Here is a 14,408-nt window from a genome sequence, read left to right on the forward strand (position 1 = left end):
AAATCGTAGGTCAGGACGATATCGAGTGTTGCCCAGTGTTGAGCCAAAGCCGCCTCCGAGCCGCGTATCGGGCGCAAAGGGGTCAGGATCTCAAAACCAAACTGGGACATGTCAGGAAAACCGGGAAATCAGGCGTTGACAGGCGTTAATGCCATCTCGATAGTGCGTATCGTCGCTTAGTCCGATGGGCGACGTCAAGGGTAGAAGTCGTGCGATACGATTCGAACGTATCCGGTCAATCGTCGGATGCCACCGCTCAAGGACCTGATCAACCGCATCGGACGCATTGCACAAGAGCAACATGTCGCACCCCGCCGACCATGCGGCCTCCGTTCGAGCAACGACATCGCCGGCAACACTGGCACCTTCCATTGATAAATCGTCGCTAAACACGACTCCGTCAAAGTTTATGTTATTTCGTAAAAACGCATTCCATCTTGATGAAAAACCAGATGTTTTTTCATCAAGACACGGGTAAATAACGTGCGCCGGCATGACCGCATCGAGCGCCAGATGCCGATACGGTTTGATATCCTCCTGAAGCGCATCCAGATCTCGCTCATCGACCGGCATCGCAACATGCGAATCCGCCGTGGCCCAACCGTGTCCCGGAAAATGTTTGCCGCAAGCACTCATCCCGGCCCGGTGTAGTCCTTCGATGAGACCACCGGCGAGTTCAATGACGGCGTCAGGATTGCCGTGAAACGCGCGATCGCCGATGACGCTGCTACGGCCCCAATCCAGGTCGAGCACCGGGGTAAAGGAGAGATCAACATTGCACATTCTCAATTCAGCAGCCAACACGAAACCGATATCGCGCGCAGCTTGGACAGCCCGTTGCGGAGCCTCCTCCCAAAGCCGGCCAAGCGAACGCATCGGCGGCAGGCGGGTGAACCCCTCGCGGCAGCGTTGTACCCTCCCCCCCTCATGATCAATCGCGATCAACAGGCGCGGCGAGCGCAGTTTGTGTATTTCTTCGGCAAGCCGGGCCAGTTGCTCGGTCGATTTGAAGTTACGCGAAAAAAGAATGAGCCCACCAACCAGAGGGTGTTGGAGACGCACACGGTCTGCATCGGTCAGTTCGATGCCACCGATGTCGATCATCAACGGTCCATGCGGTAACTCGAGTACTGCGGTCATTGACGTTCCAGAATGACAAAAGCGAGGGCGTATTCGGCTTCGTCGCTGATCGAAAGATGCGCGCACAGTTTGCGCTCAGCCATGTATTCCCCCAGTTCCGGGGCATAGTCAAACTGTGGCTTGCCCAACGCGTCGTGGGTCACCGCGACATTCGGCAGGGTTGCGGGAAATGCGACGCCGATACCCAGCGCCTTGCCGAAAGCTTCTTTGGCAGCAAAGCGTTTGGCCAGGAAACGTGCGGAATCCTTTGCTTTGGCGAATTCTGCACGCTCACTGGGCGCAAGGAGCTTTTCCAGCGCACGATCGCCATGGCGCTCAAACATCGCGCCGAGTCGCGAAACCGCAACGATATCCGTACCGACGCCGGCAATCATCACGCGTTCGACTGGACTTCGCGCATCAGACGCTTCATTTCGGCAACGGCTTCCCGCAGGCCGACAAAAACAGCGCGACTGACAATGGCATGGCCGATGTGCAGCTCGCGGATTCCCAGCAGGCGAGCCACGGGCTGGACGTTGAAATAATTGAGCGCGTGTCCGGCGTTGAACCGCATGCCCAGCCCGCGAATGGCGTCGCCGGCACGAGCGATCTTGTCGAGTTCAGCCACCACCGCTTGGCTTTCTGCATCCCTACCCTTGGCGTAAAAAGCATGGGCATAGGGTCCTGTATGAATTTCGCAGACCCTGGCGCCTATTCTGGCCGCCGCCTCGACCTGCGGCAGCTCGGCATCGATAAAGACGCTGCTGCTGATACCGGCATCGGAAAGACGAGCGATGGCCCGCGCCAGCTTGCCTTCCTGGCCCAGAATATCCAGCCCTCCCTCCGTCGTAACCTCATGGCGACCTTCCGGAACCAGCATCGCCATCTCGGGCTTAAGCCGGCACGCAATGTCGACCATCTCGTCGGTCGCCGCCATTTCAAGGTTCAGCTTGATTTGCGTCAGGGAACGCAGCTTCTCCACGTCGGCATCCTGAATATGCCGGCGATCCTCGCGCAGATGGACGGTAATGCCATCAGCACCGCCCAGATGAGCTTCAACAGCAGCCCAAAGGGGGTCGGGTTCATACGTCCGGCGCGCCTGACGCAGCGTCGCCACGTGATCGATATTGACACCGAGTTCAATCATGGTTCGTGTAACTCCTTGAAAATTTTGCGTGATTCCAATTCCTTGCCGCCCGTATGATGCGCAATCAGCGCCCGCATCATTTGTTTTGCTTCCTGCAGCGATCGCGCGTCGGCGAAATCCTCGTGAGCCAGATCGATCAAGGTCTTTCCCATCACCGACAAGGCAGAATTACCGGGCCCCGCCAAACGAACCGGACCATGCTCAATCTCATACACATAATAGCCATCCGGATCAATCGGTTGGCCACGCACATCATGTTCGAGCGTCAGGCCGTAGCCCAATTCCTGCAGCAGGGCCCGCTCAAAATTGCGCAGATCGGATTCACGCAGATTACCGGAAAATCGACGCAAGGTTTCAGCATAGACGGAGAACAGACGCTCGTGCGGATCTTCTCTCGCTAACAGGCTCATCAATAATTCGTTGAGGTAATAGGCGCAAAAAAGCGCCTTGCCGGTCAGCAACGGCTGTCCGCCTTGCCATTCCGCCTTCATCAGCGTTTGAACTTCGCCCTTTCCGGCCCACCCGAGTTCAAGCGGCTGGAACGCCATCAGGACGCCGCGCATCACCGAGCGTGGCCGCCGGGCACCACGCGCCAGCAGAGCAACACGCCCGAAATCCCGTGAAAAAACCTCGACGATCAGACTGGTTTCACGAAACGGATAGCTGTGCAAGACATAGGCGGGCTGGGCGTCAACCTTGCTACGTGACATGGCGTTTCCAAGCTCTGCCGCTGACCCGGTTACTCGTAACCGAGACTTCTGAGCAAGCGTTCGTCGTCGGTCCAGCCTGATTTGACCTTGACGAATATCTCAAGGAATACTTTGCCATCGAATAACCGTTCCATATCCTGGCGAGCTTCGGTAGCGATTCGCTTGAGTGTCGCGCCACCCTTGCCGATGACGATGCCCTTGTGTGACTCACGATCGACGACGATGGCTGCATTGATGCGTCGGAGCCCACCATCGACTTCAAAGCGCTCGATTTCGACCGTGGCGCCATAAGGAAGCTCGTCACCAATCAAACGAAACAGCTTCTCGCGAATATATTCCGCAGCCAGAAAACGCTCGCTCTTGTCGGTAATTTCATCTTCGCCGTAGAGCAGTTCATCGTTGGGCAGGTGTTTGCGGACTTCGGAAAGCAAATCCTCGACTTGGCTGCCGCGTGTTGCACTGATTGGAACGATGGCGGCAAAGGGAAAGCGGCTATTCATCTCCGTCAGCAAAGGCAGCATCTTGCTCTTATCCTTGCATTGGTCGATCTTGTTCAGCGCCAGGACAACCGGGCGGTCCGCCGGCAGCAGTTCCAGAACGATTTTGTCACGCGCATCAAAGCGGTCGGCTTCCATGACAAAAATGACAACATCGACATCAGACAAGGCCTGCTTGACGCCCCGGTTCATGGCGCGGTTAAGCGCGTTAGCATGCTTGTTCTGGAAACCAGGCGTATCCACGAAAACAAACTGTGCATCAGGTCGGGTGAGAATGCCCATGATCCGATGCCGGGTCGTTTGCGCTTTGCGCGAGACAATGCTGATCTTCTCGCCGATCAGTTGATTCAACAGTGTCGATTTGCCGACGTTCGGCCGTCCGACGATGGCGATGGTTCCGGATTTTAGAGAGCTCATGACTTTTCCATTATCTCGAGGGCGCGCTCCGCGGCCATCTGTTCGGCGGCCCTGCGGCTGGCACCCAGTCCTTCAGTGCAAATATCCAGCTTCTCGATAACGCAGGCAATACGGAATTTTTGCGCGTGCGCCTCGCCTTCCGTCGCGGTCAATGCATATTTCGGCAGCGGCAGACGCTTGCCTTGCAGCAACTCCTGTAAACGAGTTTTGGCATCTTTCATCGGCTTGGCAGGATTGATCGCCTGAATCAGCGGATCGTAAAGACGGGCAATCACAGCGCTGACCGCATCAAAACCGGCATCGAGCCAAATCGCGCCGAACAGTGCCTCCAGCGCATCAGCGAGGATCGAGGGGCGGGTCGCCCCTCCACTTTTGAGTTCCCCCTCGCCGAGACGCAGAAACTGACCAAGCATCAGCTGCTCGGCAAGCCGGTGCAGGCTGTCCTGGCGAACCAGATTAGCCCTCAAACGTGACAGGTCACCCTCAGGTAATTCGGGGAATCGTTCGAACAGCAAGCGTGCGACGACTGCGTTAAGCGCGGCATCGCCGAGATACTCGAGTCGTTCGTTGTGGGGAGAACTGTGACTGCGATGCGTCAGCGCAGTCTGCAACAGCGACGCGTCACAAAAGAGATGAGCGATGCTGCGTTCAAGTTTTTGGGGCATTTCTACTTTCAGCGGCCGGATGAAGATCCCTGGAAATCTATCAACAAGCTGACATTCCAGAACAACGGAATCCGCTTTTCATACTCGAATGCGATGACGATCTCGTTGCCATCTTTGGAAATATCGAGATCGGAGCCTTTGACAGTGCTGATCTGGTTGACGCTCGCATATTTGTCGAAAGCCGCCCGGATCTCGGTCAGCGTCTTGCCATTGGCTTCAGAGGAGACTGCCTTGACACTCTTTTGGATCTTGAAGTAATCCATGTATTCCGGCGCGACCTTCATGCCGAGTACGGCAACCAGTGCGATGACAATGCCCCAGAAAAGCAGCCCCGAAAGCGCTATACCCTGCTGTTGGCGCATATTTCCTCCTTTATTCAAAGGAACCGATTCGTTTCAAATCGCCGAAATTGAGCCAGACAAAGAATGCTTTGCCGACGATGTTTTCTTCCGGCACGAATCCCCAATAGCGACTGTCCCGACTGTTATCCCGGTTGTCGCCCATCATGAAATAGTGACCCGCAGGTACCGTACAGATCACCCCTGAATTATTGTAGAAGCAATCTTCCCGATTCGGAAAGCTGGCTGGATCGGGAATGAATGCGGGCGCATCGTCATCATTAAGCACGCGATGCGTGATGCCGCTGTCCTTTTCGACGAATTGCTTCGAATAATAGAGCCGCTCAGGATGCAGATAGTCCTCGATTCGCTGCGTCTCAACAGCTTGTCCGTTGATCGTTAAGCGTTTGTTCTGATAGGCAACCTTGTCGCCAGGAACTCCAACTACGCGCTTGATGTAATCGACCGAAGGATCTTCCGGATAGCGGAACACCATGACATCGCCACGCTTTGGGTGGTTAATGTCAATGATCTTCTTGTTGATGACCGGCAATCGGATGCCGTAGGTGAATTTGTTAACGAGGATAAAATCCCCCACCTGTAAAGTCGGAATCATTGACCCAGAGGGAATCTTGAACGGTTCGACAATGAAGGAGCGCAGGACAAAAACGAACAGGATCACCGGAAAAAAACTCGACCCGTATTCCACCCACCACGGATCCTTTGCATCTGCGGCACGATTCTTTTTGAGAAAACAAGCGTCGGCCACCCAGATCGCACCACTGGCAATAAGCAGACAGAATAAGATGAGAGCGAAGTTCACACCGACTCCTTAGTTTCCGATGCGCAGAACAGCCAGGAACGCCTCTTGCGGGATTTCCACCGTTCCCACCTGTTTCATGCGCTTCTTACCAGCCTTCTGCTTCTCAAGCAGTTTCTTTTTGCGCGTGATATCGCCGCCGTAACACTTGGCCAGCACATCCTTGCGCATGGCTTTGACGTTCTCGCGCGCAATAATGTTCGAACCAATCGCTGCCTGAATCGCGACATCGTACATCTGGCGCGGAATCAACTGCCGCATCTTGCTTGCCAGTTCGCGACCGCGATAGACCGAGTTGGCCCGATGCACAATCATCGACAAGGCATCGACCTTGTCGCCATTGATCAGGACATCAAGTTTGACGACATCCGCCGCACGGAATTCCTTGAATTCGTAATCGAGCGAGGCATAACCGCGAGACACGGATTTCAATTTATCGAAGAAATCCATGACCACTTCGGCCATTGGCATTTCGTAAACGAGCTGAACCTGGCGTCCGTGATAGGTCATGTCGACCTGGTTCCCACGCTTCTGGTTACACAGGGTAATGACGTTGCCCAAATATTCCTGAGGCACGAAAACCGTGATAGTGATGATCGGTTCCCGGATTTCCTCGACTTTGGTTTGCTCGGGAAGTTTGGCTGGATTCTCAACCGGCACAATGGTCCCGTCGCGCATCACGACCTCATAGATTACCGTCGGCGCGGTCGTGATCAAATCCTGATCAAATTCGCGTTCCAGGCGCTCCTGAACGATTTCCATGTGCAACAGACCAAGGAAGCCACAGCGGAAACCGAAACCGAGCGCTTGCGACACCTCGGGCTCGTAATGCAGGGAAGCGTCGTTAAGCTTCAGTTTCTCGAGCGATTCGCGCAAGGAATCGTATTGATTCGACTCGACTGGATACAAGCCGGCGAACACCTGCGACTTGATTTCCTTGAAGCCGGGAAGCGGTTCCGTCGCGGGCTTCTCGATCAGTGTCACGGTATCGCCCACTTGCGCAGCTTGGAGTTCCTTGATGCCGGAGATGATGTAACCCACCTCACCGGCCGACAGCACATCGCGCTGCAACGCCTTGGGCGTGAATACGCCGACCTGTTCGCACAGATAGCTCGCATTCGTGGCCATCAGGCGGATCTTGTCTTTCGGACGGAGAGCACCATCGACGACTCTCACCAGCATGACGACGCCGACGTAATTGTCGAACCACGAATCGATGACCAACGCCTTCAGCGGCGCTTCCGGATTGCCTTGCGGCGCCGGAATTCGCTCAATGATCGCCTCGATGATGTCCTCGACGCCGACGCCTGTTTTTGCCGAGGCAAGGATCGCTTCCGACGCATCGATACCAATAACGTCCTCAATCTCTTGCTTTGCGGTTTCTGGCGCGGCAGAAGGCAAATCAATTTTGTTCAGCACTGGCACGACCTCGACGCCAAGATCAATGGCCGTGTAGCAATTGGCAACCGTCTGCGCCTCGACGCCTTGGGAAGCGTCAACGACCAGCAAAGCACCTTCGCAGGCTGACAGCGAGCGCGACACTTCATACGAAAAGTCGACGTGTCCCGGGGTGTCAATCAGGTTGAGGTTATAGACTTGTCCGTCGCGGGCCTTGTATCGAAGTGCAGCAGTCTGCGCCTTGATGGTGATGCCCCGCTCTCTCTCAATATCCATCGAATCGAGGACTTGTTCTTCCATTTCGCGGTCGGACAAGCCTCCGCAAAGATGGATAATCCGATCTGCCAAGGTGGACTTACCGTGGTCGATATGAGCAATGATTGAGAAGTTTCGAATATGTTGCATCGCAGAAAAAAAGGGCGCCGGCGGGCACCCTTTGATCATAATTGCCAGAATCGCGGATTCTAGCTGATTTTGCTCAAATAATCACGGACTTTGCCGGGATCAAGGAAGTATTGGCTCAAGATCTCGTCCTGATGCAGCAGAACCGGAACGCGTTCATCGTAGAGTGCCAGTAACTCCGGGTCAGCATCCACATCAAGAACCTTGAGCTCTCCATCGAATTCGGCCACGAGAACGGAAGCTTCTGATTCCATATCGTGGCAGAGATGACAGTATGACCGAGAAATGAGCGTTAAGCAGAACGCCATGAGTCCGATAGCGCAATTCAGCGTTTAATAAAAGGGTCGAAAGACTGACCACCACGACGTCGAGTACCGAACCAGGACACGAACAACCCCAGAACCGCACCCACTATTGCCCCCGATTCCTCATACAGGAACATGCCGATGATGGCACCCACGAGCAAACCCAGCAATGGAATCAAATACGCTCGCGTAACAGTCTTGTATAACGCCCCTTCGGCGATCGCAACGGTCACCGTATCGCCGACTGCCAGCCCCCCTGGATTTTTCAACCAAAAAGACTCCGGGCTCTTACACAGCAGATTGCCCAAATTGTTACCGCCACAACCGCCCTCTTCGTGGCAACGACCACATCCTTTTTGCTCGACGCGAACAAGAACCCGATCTCCCTCGCAAGCCGCGACCACACCAACGGTTTCAATCATCAGCGCCTCCGGTGCTACCAGCGGTGATCGGGTGCGGTATCAAGCAATGGACGAAGTTTTTCGGCAACCGCCTCACGTGCACGAAAAATTCGGGATCGCACCGTTCCAATAGGACAGTTCATTTCGACGGCAATTTCCTCGTAACTCAAGCCTTCTATTTCTCGTAGCACAATCGCATTGCGCAACTCTTCAGGAAGGGCCTCCATCGCCGCATTAACGGTTTGACCGATCTGCTTCGACTGAAGAACCCGCTCAGGAGTGTTGATGTCGCGTAATTGATCAGCATCTTCGAACGTTTCAGCTTCATCCGCATCGAAATCCGTGGACGTCGGCGCACGCCGCCCCTTCGCGACCAAATAATTCTTGGCCGTGTTAATGCCAATTCGGTAGAGCCACGTATAAAAGGCACTCTCTCCGCGGAACGATGGCAATGCCCGAAAAGCCTTGATAAAAGCTTCCTGCGCAACATCTTCCACTTCCGCATGGTCGCGGATAAAACGCGACAACAGGCGGTTGAGTTTGCGCTGATACTTGGCGACCAACTTTTCGAATGCCAACTGATCACCTGCTTGGGCGCGCTCGACCAAGGCCTGATCCATTTCGCGTTCGCTCATTCTTTTTGGGTTCCCTATCGGAGACAACTAAAATGTAAAGGGAGTATAGCGCAACGCGCCTTCTTCGTCCTTTTGGCAGGTCAAAATTGACAAAAATCAGCATACGCATAGCCATTTCGTCAATAGGGGCAAGTCAAGACCTGGATGCTCATGCTATAGTTGCCACCCCATCCTTCGGACAAGTATCGTGGCAAGCTATTTCGATGTTCTGGTGATTGGTGGCGGGCTGGCAGGCCAGTCTGCCGCGCTCAGGCTGGCAAAACACTGCAAAGTCGGGTTGATCAGCAAACGCTCGCTCGAAGACAGTGCGTCAGGATGGGCTCAAGGCGGCATCGCAGCAGTACTTGATGATCAGGATACGATTGAAGCCCATATCAAGGACACATTGACGGCAGGTGCGTTCCTCAACGATCTTCCGGCAACACGATTTGTTGTTGAGAATGGCCGACGTGCCATCGAATGGCTGATTGACCAGGGCGTTCCGTTTAGTCGCGAAAGCGGTAATTACCACCTTACACGGGAAGGCGGTCACAGCACGCGGCGCGTTATTCACGTTGCCGACACGACAGGGCTTGCGGTTCAACAGGTACTTACGGCCAAAGTCCGGCAGAATCCGAACATCACCGTACTCGAACAACATATTGCGGTTGATCTGATTACGAGCAGCAAGCTTGGCTTGAATGACAAACGCTGCTACGGCGCCTACGTTCTCAATAACGACACCGGCGACATTATTACGATTGGTGCGAAAAACACCTTGATCGCAACCGGTGGTGCCGGAAAAGTCTACCTATACACGACCAACCCCGACACCTCGACCGGAGATGGAATTGCAATGGCATGGCGAGCGGGATGTTCGATCGCCAACATGGAGTTCATTCAGTTCCACCCCACCTGCCTGTACCACCCTCAAGCCAAGTCTTTTCTGATCTCGGAAGCGGTTCGTGGCGAAGGCGGCCTGCTGCGCTTGCCCGACGGGACGCGCTTCATGCCGGAACACGATTCCCGGGCAGAGCTGGCGCCACGCGATGTCGTCGCACGCGCAATCGATTTCGAAATGAAAAAGCGGGGACTGGACTGCGTCTATCTGGATATTTCTCATCGACCTGCCGATTTCTTACACGCCCATTTTCCGAACATTCTTGCTCGTTGCCTGGAACTTGGAATCGACATCACGCAACAGCCAATCCCGGTTGTTCCAGCGGCACATTACACCTGCGGCGGCGTGGTAACTGACCTACGCGCGCGTACCAACCTGCCGGGTCTCTATGTTGCAGGCGAAGCGGCTTGCACAGGGCTGCACGGGGCGAATCGCCTCGCAAGTAACTCCTTGCTTGAATGCATCGTATTCGCCGAAGCAGCAGCCAACGACATGCTGCATCAGACACCTATCGAATTCCCTGAGTTGCCCGACTGGGATGAGAGTCGCGTTACTGATCCCGATGAGGAAATTGTCATTGCCCATAACTGGGATGAACTCCGGCGCTTCATGTGGGATTACGTCGGCATCGTGCGCACGACAAAGCGCTTGCAACGTGCGCAGCATCGAATTCGTTTGCTGACCAAGGAAATCAACGAGTTCTACTCAAATTTCAGAATTAGCCACGATCTGATAGAACTGCGCAATCTCGTGGTGACCGCCGATTTGATCGTCAGGTGCGCATTACAGCGCAAGGAAAGCCGAGGACTGCATTTCAGTCGCGACTATCCCGAGACCCTCAAAGCGGCGAAGAACTCGGTGATCCGGCGTCGTTCGTAAGCCGCCAGCGCAACCAGACTCGAATCCGGCGAAACTCGTCTTTGCTCATCTGGTCAGGAAGCAAAATAACCTGAAAGTGCGCCTGGTCACCCTCCTCGCGCAGACGAAGCACGACAAGGAACAGAAAGACAGCTGTTTCCGGAAGAATGTCGGCGACGAGGACGCACGAGGCAGCACGTCCAAAGCATATTTGACCGGCATTTTCTGCCGACAATTTCAGACTAGTGAAGCTTTCTCGCCTCAAGGCCCGCACGAGCGACGCCACGATGAAGCCGAAAGTAACGATACGAACCGGCGTTGGAAGCGCAACGAGGAAAAGCGCGAGAGCGCTTAACGCATGAATCGAGACGAGCAGAAAGTCAAGAAGACGGGAACGGCGCAGCGTGATGATCATCACTGCGCCGTCCGTCAAATCCGTCAGATCTTACGGAACACCAACGAAGCATTCGTCCCGCCGAAACCGAACGAATTGGAAACGGCGACATCAATCTTCATCTGACGTGCCTGATTGGCACAGTAATCAAGATCGCAGGCTTCGTCTTGGTTGAAGATGTTGATCGTCGGCGGGGATATCTGATTGTAAATCGCGAGCGTCGAGAATACGGCCTCAACACCACCAGCGGCACCCAGCAGATGGCCAGTCATCGACTTCGTCGAGTTCATCACCAATTTCTTGGCCTGATCGCCAAACGCGCGCTTGACAGCGATCGTTTCAGCTTTATCGCCCAACGGCGTGGACGTGCCATGGGCGTTCAGGTAGGTCACCTCGTCGACATTGACCCGTGCATTTCTCAATGCATTGGTCATGCAACGCGCCGCACCCTCTCCATCTTCGCAGGGGGCGGTCATGTGATTGGCATCGGCGCTCATGCCGAAACCAGCCAATTCCGCGTAAATCTTGGCGCCACGCGCCTTGGCATGCTCGTACTCTTCGAGCACGACAACGCCTGCGCCTTCCGAGAGGACGAAGCCATCGCGATCCTTGTCCCAAGGACGGCTCGCCGTCTTCGGATCATCGTTACGCGTCGACAAGGCTCGTGCCGCACAGAAGCCGCCAACGCCCAGTTGCGAGACGGTTGACTCGGCACCGCCGGCGATCATGACATCGGCGTCGCCGTACTCGATAAAACGAGCGGCATCACCAATGCTGTGGGTCGCGCTGGCACAGGCGCTGACGATGGCGAGGTTCGGTCCCTTGAGTCCATACATGATCGAGAGGTTGCCCGAGATCATGTTGATGATGGAACCCGGAACAAAGAAAGGCGAAACCTTCCGGATGCCGGATGCATTGAATTCATCCCGCGTGTTCTCGATCATTGGCAGACCGCCGATGCCAGAACCAATAGCAACGCCGATACGATCGGCATCAGCCGGATTGGCTTCCAGGCCAGCGTCCTTTATCGCGTCAATGGCTGCTGCAATGCCGTAATGGATGAAGGCATCCATTCGACGGGCATCCTTGAGCGGAATATATTTGCTGATATCGAAATCACGAACCTCTCCGGCGATTTGCGTGGAGAAAGTTGAGGCATCGAAACGCGTGATTTTATCGATCCCTGAACGGCCGGCAAGAATATTCTGCCAAGCCTGTTCAATGGTATTTCCTACCGGCGAGATGATTCCCAGGCCGGTGATGACGACTTTACGACGTGACAATTTATTCTCCGGAAACAGGAAGACAACAATAAATTAGGAGAAATCCGGAATGGCAGGCGACACGAGGCCGCCTGCATTGCGCTGCAAGAAATTACTTCTTGTGGCCGACGACGTAGTCGATCGCTTGCTGGACGCTGGTAATTTTTTCCGCTTCGTCATCCGGAATTTCGCACTCGAATTCTTCTTCGAGCGCCATCACCAGTTCAACCGTATCCAACGAATCCGCGCCAAGATCATCCACGAACGAGGATTCGTTCTTGATATCGGCCTCGTTGACGCCCAGTTGCTCGGCGACAATCTTTCTGACGCGTTGTTCGATGTTATCCATTCAAGTGCTCCTTCCCAAGGTTTATAAGGATGAAACAGGACTGTTTCATTCTAACAAAACGACCGGATCTAACCAAACGATAGGCAGGCGAACCGGTCGTTACCGCCTGCAGCCCTTGCGGGCGTTAATCCATATACATGCCGCCGTTGACGTGAATCGTCGAGCCGGTAACGTAACCAGCATCCGGAGACGCCAGGAACACTACGGCCGCGGCAACATCTTCCGGGCTTCCGAATCGGCCGAGCGGGATGCCCGAGGCCAATGCTTCCTTTTGCTTCTCGTCAAGCGCCTGCGTCATTCTCGTGTCGATAAAGCCAGGCGCAACGCAGTTGACGGTGATATTCCGGCTGCCAAGTTCCCGCGCCAACGCTTTGGTCATTCCAACGAGTCCGGCTTTGGACGCGCAATAGTTCGCCTGCCCGGGATTTCCGGCATGCCCAACGACCGACGAGATATTAATGATGCGCCCTGTCCTAGCCTTCATCATTCCGCGCATGACTGCGCGCGATGTTTTGAAAACCGCTTTCAGGTTGGTGTCGATGACGACGTCCCAGTCCTCGTCTTTCATCCGCATGGCAAGATTGTCGCGGGTGACGCCAGCATTGTTGACCAGAATCGAAACCGGGCCGAACTCCTTCTCGATCTGCGCCACTGCCGCATCGATCTGGCCATCTTCTCTCACGTTCAACACGAGTCCACGTCCCACCACACCGGCTTCGGCGAGTCTGGCGGTGATGGTGGCGGCTCCACTTTCCGTTGTCGCAGTGCCGATAACCGTGGCCCCCTGCTTGGCAAGAGCAATCAGAATGGCTGCGCCGATGCCTTGGCTGGCGCCCGTAACAAACGCGATCTGACCTTTCAGCGTCATCGACTACTCCAGGGAAATATTGGCTTCGATCGAAGCTAGATCGGCAAGTGCGACGCCGGTCAGTGTGTCGGCGCAACGCTTCACAAGCCCTGCCAGGACCTTGCCTGGGCCGCATTCCGCCACCGTCGTGACATCCATCGTCGCGATCTTTTGCATCGTCTCCACCCAGCGAACGGGCGAATAAGCCTGGCGAACAAGCGCGTCCTTGATTCTTGCCGGATCCGTTTCGATCAAGACATCGACATTGTTGATGACGGGAATCGTCGGCACCTGGAATTCGATTTCAGCCAAGCGAGTCGCCAGACGATCTGCCGCAGGACGGATCAGCGAGGAGTGGAACGGCGCCGAAACGGGCAACAGCACCGCACGCTTGGCGCCGCGAGCCTTGCAACCCTCGCAGGCGGCCTCGACCGCAGCCTTGCTCCCGGCGATGACCGTCTGACCGGGGCCGTTGAAGTTGACGGGTTCGACAACCTCGCCATTACCCAATTTGGCTTCTGCCTCTGCACACGCTTCGCGAATTTTTTCGTCGTCGAGATTCAGAATCGCAGCCATCGCGCCGGTACCGACGGGAACAGCCTCCTGCATCGCAGTGGCACGCAAGCGAACGAGCGGAACGGCGTCCTTGAAAGCGATCACGCCAGCCGCGACCAGCGCGGAATATTCACCAAGACTATGCCCGGCAACGACCGCGGGAGTCTTCCCCCCCTTCTCTTGCCACAGGCGGTACGCAGAAATCGCGGCCGTTAGCATGAGCGGTTGCGTATTGACCGTTTGTGAGAGCAGTTCCGCCGGGCCATCAGCAACCATTTGCCAAAGATCCTGCCCCAACGTTGCGGAGGCCTCGTCGAATGTTGCGCGAACGACCGGAGAATCGCCGTACGCCGACATCATTCCTACCGATTGGGACCCTTGCCCAGGGAAAACAAAAGCGAACGTCATG

The 14,408-nt window shown here is 55.3% G+C and carries 18 protein-coding genes; 1 reads left to right on the forward strand and 17 read right to left on the reverse strand.

The genetic code is table 11. The annotated features are described in order from the left end of the window. Window positions 1-111: 111 nt before the first annotated feature. Genes nagZ through rpoE form a run of 12 tightly spaced genes read right to left on the reverse strand, consistent with a single transcriptional unit; the run spans window position 112 to window position 8,854 of the window. The gene (gene nagZ, locus BLR25_RS09110; protein ID WP_218122683.1) at window positions 112-1,140 is read right to left on the reverse strand and encodes a beta-N-acetylhexosaminidase; all 1,029 of its coding nucleotides are present in this window, start codon (window positions 1,138-1,140) and stop codon (window positions 112-114) included. After that, window positions 1,137-1,514 carry a holo-ACP synthase gene (acpS, locus tag BLR25_RS09115; RefSeq protein WP_091936784.1) on the reverse strand — a complete coding sequence of 126 codons (378 nt, stop codon included), beginning with the start codon at window positions 1,512-1,514 and terminating at the stop codon, window positions 1,137-1,139. The genes nagZ and acpS overlap by 4 nt, the downstream gene beginning before the upstream one ends. Continuing rightward, entirely contained in the window at window positions 1,514-2,266 is a 753-nt protein-coding gene (locus tag BLR25_RS09120; RefSeq protein ID WP_091936786.1) for a pyridoxine 5'-phosphate synthase, read from the reverse strand. The genes acpS and BLR25_RS09120 overlap by 1 nt, the downstream gene beginning before the upstream one ends. Further along, window positions 2,263-2,976 (reverse strand): DNA repair protein RecO, encoded by a 714-nt coding sequence (recO, locus tag BLR25_RS09125; RefSeq protein WP_091936788.1) that lies wholly within the window; start codon window positions 2,974-2,976, stop codon window positions 2,263-2,265. Before recO ends, BLR25_RS09120 begins: the two co-directional genes overlap by 4 nt. 29 nt (window positions 2,977-3,005) lie before the next feature. Next, window positions 3,006-3,890, reverse strand: coding sequence for a GTPase Era (era, locus tag BLR25_RS09130; protein ID WP_091936791.1), 885 nt, complete (start codon window positions 3,888-3,890; stop codon window positions 3,006-3,008). Continuing rightward, a complete protein-coding gene (gene rnc, locus BLR25_RS09135) occupies window positions 3,887-4,555 on the reverse strand; it encodes a ribonuclease III (RefSeq protein ID WP_091936793.1) in 669 nt (222 codons plus the stop codon). Before rnc ends, era begins: the two co-directional genes overlap by 4 nt. Window positions 4,556-4,563: 8 nt before the next feature. Continuing rightward, window positions 4,564-4,917, reverse strand: coding sequence for a DUF4845 domain-containing protein (locus BLR25_RS09140; RefSeq protein ID WP_091936795.1), 354 nt, complete (start codon window positions 4,915-4,917; stop codon window positions 4,564-4,566). A gap of 10 nt (window positions 4,918-4,927) precedes the next feature. Continuing rightward, the gene (gene lepB, locus BLR25_RS09145) at window positions 4,928-5,716 is read right to left on the reverse strand and encodes a signal peptidase I (RefSeq protein ID WP_091936797.1); all 789 of its coding nucleotides are present in this window, start codon (window positions 5,714-5,716) and stop codon (window positions 4,928-4,930) included. Between the two features lie 9 nt (window positions 5,717-5,725). Then, complete coding sequence (lepA, locus tag BLR25_RS09150) at window positions 5,726-7,516, reverse strand: translation elongation factor 4 (protein WP_091937000.1); 1,791 nt, start codon at window positions 7,514-7,516, stop codon at window positions 5,726-5,728. A gap of 59 nt (window positions 7,517-7,575) precedes the next feature. Further along, window positions 7,576-7,821, reverse strand: coding sequence for a glutaredoxin family protein (locus BLR25_RS09155; RefSeq protein ID WP_091936799.1), 246 nt, complete (start codon window positions 7,819-7,821; stop codon window positions 7,576-7,578). 17 nt (window positions 7,822-7,838) lie between these two features. Further along, window positions 7,839-8,240, reverse strand: a complete 402-nt coding sequence (locus BLR25_RS09160) for a SoxR reducing system RseC family protein (protein WP_091936801.1) — start codon at window positions 8,238-8,240, stop codon at window positions 7,839-7,841. Between the two features lie 14 nt (window positions 8,241-8,254). After that, window positions 8,255-8,854 carry an RNA polymerase sigma factor RpoE gene (gene rpoE, locus BLR25_RS09165; protein ID WP_091936804.1) on the reverse strand — a complete coding sequence of 200 codons (600 nt, stop codon included), beginning with the start codon at window positions 8,852-8,854 and terminating at the stop codon, window positions 8,255-8,257. A gap of 187 nt (window positions 8,855-9,041) precedes the next feature. Between rpoE and nadB the strand changes: the two genes are divergently transcribed. Continuing rightward, entirely contained in the window at window positions 9,042-10,613 is a 1,572-nt protein-coding gene (gene nadB / locus BLR25_RS09170; protein WP_091936807.1) for an L-aspartate oxidase, read from the forward strand. Here nadB and BLR25_RS20950 read toward each other — a convergent pair. The 5 genes from BLR25_RS20950 to fabD form a co-directional block, all read right to left on the reverse strand. Beyond that, the gene (locus BLR25_RS20950; protein WP_143009810.1) at window positions 10,573-11,007 is read right to left on the reverse strand and encodes a protein YgfX; all 435 of its coding nucleotides are present in this window, start codon (window positions 11,005-11,007) and stop codon (window positions 10,573-10,575) included. The two genes, nadB and BLR25_RS20950, sit on opposite strands and share 41 nt — an antisense overlap. Window positions 11,008-11,030: 23 nt before the next feature. Beyond that, window positions 11,031-12,269, reverse strand: a complete 1,239-nt coding sequence (fabF, locus tag BLR25_RS09180) for a beta-ketoacyl-ACP synthase II (protein WP_091936811.1) — start codon at window positions 12,267-12,269, stop codon at window positions 11,031-11,033. A gap of 91 nt (window positions 12,270-12,360) precedes the next feature. Further along, on the reverse strand, window positions 12,361-12,597 hold the full coding sequence (acpP, locus tag BLR25_RS09185; protein ID WP_091936813.1) for an acyl carrier protein: 237 nt from the start codon (window positions 12,595-12,597) through the stop codon (window positions 12,361-12,363). 124 nt (window positions 12,598-12,721) lie between these two features. Further along, the gene (gene fabG / locus BLR25_RS09190) at window positions 12,722-13,465 is read right to left on the reverse strand and encodes a 3-oxoacyl-ACP reductase FabG (protein WP_091936815.1); all 744 of its coding nucleotides are present in this window, start codon (window positions 13,463-13,465) and stop codon (window positions 12,722-12,724) included. A 3-nt stretch (window positions 13,466-13,468) separates the two neighbouring features. Continuing rightward, the gene (gene fabD / locus BLR25_RS09195; protein ID WP_091936817.1) at window positions 13,469-14,407 is read right to left on the reverse strand and encodes an ACP S-malonyltransferase; all 939 of its coding nucleotides are present in this window, start codon (window positions 14,405-14,407) and stop codon (window positions 13,469-13,471) included. Window position 14,408: the final 1 nt, after the last annotated feature.

Origin of the sequence: Propionivibrio dicarboxylicus (genome assembly GCF_900099695.1) — a bacterium.
Lineage (GTDB): Bacteria > Pseudomonadota > Gammaproteobacteria > Burkholderiales > Rhodocyclaceae > Propionivibrio > Propionivibrio dicarboxylicus.

Coding starts and splice junctions, on each gene's coding strand:
- nagZ (WP_218122683.1), bottom strand. CDS start 1,140: ATGACCGCAGTACTCGAGTTACCGCATGGACCGTTGATGATCGACATC.
- acpS (WP_091936784.1), bottom strand. CDS start 1,514: ATGATTGCCGGCGTCGGTACGGATATCGTTGCGGTTTCGCGACTCGGC.
- BLR25_RS09120 (WP_091936786.1), bottom strand. CDS start 2,266: ATGATTGAACTCGGTGTCAATATCGATCACGTGGCGACGCTGCGTCAG.
- recO (WP_091936788.1), bottom strand. CDS start 2,976: ATGTCACGTAGCAAGGTTGACGCCCAGCCCGCCTATGTCTTGCACAGC.
- era (WP_091936791.1), bottom strand. CDS start 3,890: ATGAGCTCTCTAAAATCCGGAACCATCGCCATCGTCGGACGGCCGAAC.
- rnc (WP_091936793.1), bottom strand. CDS start 4,555: ATGCCCCAAAAACTTGAACGCAGCATCGCTCATCTCTTTTGTGACGCG.
- BLR25_RS09140 (WP_091936795.1), bottom strand. CDS start 4,917: ATGCGCCAACAGCAGGGTATAGCGCTTTCGGGGCTGCTTTTCTGGGGC.
- lepA (WP_091937000.1), bottom strand. CDS start 7,516: ATGCAACATATTCGAAACTTCTCAATCATTGCTCATATCGACCACGGT.
- BLR25_RS09155 (WP_091936799.1), bottom strand. CDS start 7,821: ATGGCGTTCTGCTTAACGCTCATTTCTCGGTCATACTGTCATCTCTGC.
- BLR25_RS09160 (WP_091936801.1), bottom strand. CDS start 8,240: ATGATTGAAACCGTTGGTGTGGTCGCGGCTTGCGAGGGAGATCGGGTT.
- rpoE (WP_091936804.1), bottom strand. CDS start 8,854: ATGAGCGAACGCGAAATGGATCAGGCCTTGGTCGAGCGCGCCCAAGCA.
- BLR25_RS20950 (WP_143009810.1), bottom strand. CDS start 11,007: ATGATCATCACGCTGCGCCGTTCCCGTCTTCTTGACTTTCTGCTCGTC.
- acpP (WP_091936813.1), bottom strand. CDS start 12,597: ATGGATAACATCGAACAACGCGTCAGAAAGATTGTCGCCGAGCAACTG.
- fabG (WP_091936815.1), bottom strand. CDS start 13,465: ATGACGCTGAAAGGTCAGATCGCGTTTGTTACGGGCGCCAGCCAAGGC.
- fabD (WP_091936817.1), bottom strand. CDS start 14,407: ATGACGTTCGCTTTTGTTTTCCCTGGGCAAGGGTCCCAATCGGTAGGA.